We start from the raw sequence: 3,074 nt of genomic DNA, 5'->3' as shown, positions 1-3,074 counted from the left end.
TCAGGCGACCTTCGAGCTGTACGCCGACAGCGCCGACGAGTGGCGCTTCCGGCTCCGCCACGACAACGGCAACGTCGTCGGCGACTCCGGCGAGGGGTACGCCTCCAAGTCCAACGCGAAGCGCGCGCTCGCGAAGCTGCGCGACCACGTCGCGGCCGCGGACTACCTCCGGATCGACCCCGCGGCGTTCGAGGTGTTCCGCGACGCGGCCGGCGAGTACCGCTGGCGGCTCGTCCACGAGAACGGCAACGTCCTCGCCGACTCCGGCGAGGGATACGCCTCCCGGCAGAAGGCCCAGCAGGGGCTCGACAGCGTCAGGTCGAACGCCGGCGGCGCGGGCCTCGCGTTCCCCGACGACGAGGACGCCGAGGGGCGGGCGGGCGACGGCGAGAGCAAGGCGACGTTCGAGGCCTACGAGGACAGGGGCGGCAAGTGGCGCTGGCGGCTCGTCCACGACAACGGGAACCTCATCGCCGACTCCGGCGAGGGGTACGCCTCCAAGTCCAACGCGACGGACGCGATCGAACGCGTCGGCGAGTACGCGCCCGACGCGACTACGCTCGCGGCCGGCAGTGCGGCCTTCGAGATCTACGAGGACGCCGCCGAGGAGTGGCGCTGGCGGCTCCGCCACCGCAACGGCAACGTCCTCTCCGACTCCGGCGAGGGGTACGCCTCCCGGTCGAACGCCGTCGAGGCCGTGACGAGAGTGAAGGCGAACGCGCCGGGTGCGGAGACGGTCGAGAAGTAGCGGGGGAGTCGCGGTCGTCGGGGTCAGTCGCGGTTTTTTTCGAAGTCAGGTCGCCGCGAGCAGCTTCAAGCGCAGGTCGCGCTCGTCGACCTCGTATTTGAACGCCGGGTGGCCGTCGACCAGCACGTACGGGACGCGCTCGCCGTACTCCTCGGCCAGTTCGGGATCAGTGTCGACGTCGACCTCGTCGAGGTCGACCGCGACGCCGTCGAGGTCGGCGGCGACCGACTCGATCGTCTCGCGGGCGACGACACAGAGCGAACAGTCCTCGCGGGTGTAGAGGGTGACCGGAACGGTCGCGTCCGCGCCGTCGTCGGCGTCGCCCTCCCCGCCGTCGGTCGAGGTCGACTCGCTCACTGGTTCGATTCGTCGTCGCTCGGCTCGCCGTCGTCCGTCTCGTCCTCGCTCGGCTCGCCGTCGTCCGTCTCGTCGTCCGCCAGCAGTTCCTCGGCCACCGTCTCGGGACCCAGCAGGTCGGGGTCGACCGCGAGGTCGGCGACGGTCGCGACGAACTCCGGCAGCGACCGGCTCGCGTACGTCACGATCCGGACGTCGGGGTTCAGCTCCTTCGCGATCGGGATTCCGGTCGCCTCCTCGACGTCCGTGAGGACGAACAGGTCGGCGTCGGCGATCCCGGCGGCTTCGAGCTTTTCCGCCGTGACCAGCCCGTCGATGCGGGCGATCGCGACGCCCAGCGCCGCCAGCTCCTCGCCGAGACCGCGCTCGTCCGGGCCGGCGACGACGGCGATTATCTGGTCCGTCATCACTCGTACTCGATCGTCGCGGGCGGCTTGTGGGTCACGTCGTAGACGACGCGCGCCACGTTCTCGTTCTCGCCGGTGATCCGGCTCTGAATCCGCTGGAGCGTGCTCCAGTCCAGCTCCTGTGCGCGGGCGGTCATCCCGTCGCGGCTCTCGACGGAGCGGACGGCGACGACCCAGCCGTGGACGCGGTTGTCGCCCTTGACGCCCGTCGCCTTCCCGAGGACCGCGGCGAACGCCTGCCACGGGTCGTACTCCTCGAGTTCCTCCTCGACGACGTGCGTCGCCTCGCGGGCGACTTCGGCCTTCTCCGGCGTCACCTCGCCGACGATCCGGACGGCGAGCCCGGGGCCGGGGAACGGCATCCGCTCGGAGATGACCTCTTCGAGGCCGAGCGCGCGGGCGACCTCGCGGACCTCGTCCTTGTAGAGGTCGCGCACCGGTTCGACGATCCCCTCGAAGTCGACGACGTCGGGGAGCCCGCCGACGTTGTGGTGCGACTTGATGTTCCCCTCGGACTCGATGCGGTCGGGGTAGATCGTCCCCTGAACGAGGTAGTCGGCCCCGACGTCGCGGGCGACCGTCTCGAACTCGTCGATGAACCCCTCGCCGATGACGTGCCGCTTCTCCTCCGGGTCGGTGACGCCGTCGAGGCGGTCGAAGAACCGCTCTTGCGCCTCGATCACCCGGAGCGATTCCATGAAGGAGAACGTCTCGCGGATCTCCTCGGTCTCGCCCTTGCGCATCAGCCCCGTGTCGACGTAGACGGGGGTGAGCTGGTCGCCGACCGCCTCGTACGCGAGCGTCGCCGCGACCGAGGAGTCGACGCCGCCGGAGAGGGCGATCACGGCGTTCGCGTCGCCGATCGCCTCCCGGATCTCCGCTTTCGCCTCCGCGATGAATTCCTCCGTCTCGACCATCTATAGCCTCACGTCCGCGTTCCGCTCGGTTGTGTCCGTCGATTCCAGCGCCGCCTCGACGAGCGAGACGAACGGCGGGCTCGCACGATCCGGGCGCGACCGGAACTCGGGGTGCGCCTGCGTCCCGAAGAAGAACGGGTGGTCGGGGCGCTCTAAGATCTCCATGCGGTTGTCAGCGCGGCCGGAGAAGACGAGTCCGTCCGCCTCCAGCGCCTCGATGTACTCGGGGTTCACCTCGTAGCGGTGGCGGTGGCGCTCGGTACAGGAGTCGGCGTCGTACACCCGCGCCGCGAGCGTGTCGGCCCGAATGTCGGTCTCGTGAGCGCCGAGCCGCATCGTCCCGCCCATGTCCTCTGTCTCGTACTGGTCGGGAAGGAGGTCGATGACGGGGTGGGGCGTGTCGGGGTCGATCTCGGCGGAGTGGGCACCCTCCAACCCGAGGACGTTGCGCGCGTGTTCGACGACCGCCATCTGGAAGCCTAAGCAGAGCCCGAGGAAGGGCACGTCGTTCTCGCGGGCGTACCGGACCGCCTCGATCTTCCCGTCCGTCCCGCGGGAGCCGAACCCGCCGGGGACGACGACGGCGTCGGCGGACGCGAGCCGCTCCTCGTGGCGGTCCGTCGTCTCGTCGGCGTCGACCCACAG

5 protein-coding genes are annotated in these 3,074 nt (G+C 70.2%); 1 reads left to right on the top strand and 4 read right to left on the bottom strand.

Going from position 1 to position 3,074, the window contains the following annotated elements:
- Positions 1–748, top strand: a 748-nt coding sequence (locus tag BN903_RS14675) for an HVO_2922 family protein (RefSeq protein ID WP_048078438.1), incomplete at its 5' end; no start/stop codon positions are given.
- A gap of 45 nt (positions 749–793) precedes the next feature.
- Here the strand turns inward: BN903_RS14675 and BN903_RS14670 are convergent.
- The 4 genes from BN903_RS14670 to BN903_RS14655 all read right to left on the bottom strand — a co-directional run.
- Positions 794–1,105 carry a glutaredoxin family protein gene (locus BN903_RS14670; RefSeq protein ID WP_048078437.1) on the bottom strand — a complete coding sequence of 104 codons (312 nt, stop codon included), beginning with the start codon at positions 1,103–1,105 and terminating at the stop codon, positions 794–796.
- Complete coding sequence (locus BN903_RS14665) at positions 1,102–1,512, bottom strand: CTP synthetase (RefSeq protein WP_048078436.1); 411 nt, start codon at positions 1,510–1,512, stop codon at positions 1,102–1,104. Before BN903_RS14665 ends, BN903_RS14670 begins: the two co-directional genes overlap by 4 nt.
- Positions 1,512–2,429, bottom strand: coding sequence for a glutamine-hydrolyzing GMP synthase (gene guaA, locus BN903_RS14660; RefSeq protein ID WP_048078435.1), 918 nt, complete (start codon positions 2,427–2,429; stop codon positions 1,512–1,514). The genes BN903_RS14665 and guaA overlap by 1 nt, the downstream gene beginning before the upstream one ends.
- Positions 2,430–3,074, bottom strand: a 645-nt coding sequence (locus BN903_RS14655) for a gamma-glutamyl-gamma-aminobutyrate hydrolase family protein (protein WP_048078434.1), incomplete at its 5' end; no start/stop codon positions are given. It lies immediately after the preceding gene.

The organism is Halorubrum sp. AJ67 (assembly GCF_000513435.1).
Note: the sequence above shows the minus strand (reverse complement) of the source record. Positions and strands in the feature narration are given on the sequence as shown.